Below are 876 nucleotides of genomic sequence, written 5' to 3' on the forward strand. Positions count from 1 at the left end.
GACTACATGCGTGACAAATACGGCTTCGAGTGCTGAAAGCGCAGCCCGATCAACCCGCTTCGTCCTTCGCGCCGATCTTGCGCACAAGTGCCGCCGTCGCCAGCATCGCGCCCATGTCCGATATCATCGGCGCGACATGCCTGCTGTAGTCGAGCGGCACCGAAATATCCGGCAGCTCGAAGAAGTTCTTCGTCTGCGGCAACAGTAGGAAACCATCGCTGCCGTTGAGCGCGACGCGGGCTGGGTCGTCCGGCCAGGTTTCGCCAAGCCATTTCAGCGCCTGCGCCAGCCGGCCGCTCACCAATGGCTGTGCCGCCCCGAGATTGTCGGTGCGGAACTCGTAGGCGGCATCGAGCAAAGCATCGCCGCTGGACAGCTCTTGCAGCTTGCTGGCAAATATGCCGCGAAAGAAGCTGATCACCGCGTTGGTCCGCCGCGTCGCCACCAATATGCCGGGAAACGGCGCGATGGTCTCGAAAGCGACGATGACGCCCTGGAAGGCGGTCGAGGAGCCCTTGCCCGACCCTTCCCGCAGATGCGCCTCGTACAGTTCGAACGGAAACCCCTCATAGCGGCCCGCCACGATGTCGTCGAACGCCTGCCGGTTGAACGGACCAACCGCCGTGCGCGGCAACCGGTCGAAGGAATTCGGCGTCACGCCATGCTGGTAGCGCATGTCGGCGATGAAGCCGAATATGATCGGCAGCAGCGTCTCGCGGAACGATTGCTGCAGCCGCGTCGCCGGTTTCCTGGCCTGGAAATAGAGCAGGATCGAAGCCGCGAAGCCGATCACATAGAGAAATACATGCGGCGTCGAGACCCATTGCTCGTTGGGGTCGGCGACCTTGTTGAACAGCCAGGCGACCAGCACCACGG

Annotated in this window: 1 protein-coding gene; it reads right to left on the bottom strand. The window is 62.7% G+C overall.

All coding sequences use genetic code 11. From position 1 onward, the window contains the following. Positions 1 to 49 precede the first annotated feature (49 nt). Positions 50 to 876, bottom strand: an 827-nt coding sequence (locus tag EN925_RS37800; protein WP_128337460.1) for a DUF3137 domain-containing protein, incomplete at its 5' end; no start/stop codon positions are given.

Origin of the sequence: Mesorhizobium sp. M7A.F.Ca.US.006.04.2.1 (genome assembly GCF_004022915.1) — a bacterium.
In the GTDB taxonomy this organism is placed as follows: domain Bacteria; phylum Pseudomonadota; class Alphaproteobacteria; order Rhizobiales; family Rhizobiaceae; genus Mesorhizobium; species Mesorhizobium ciceri.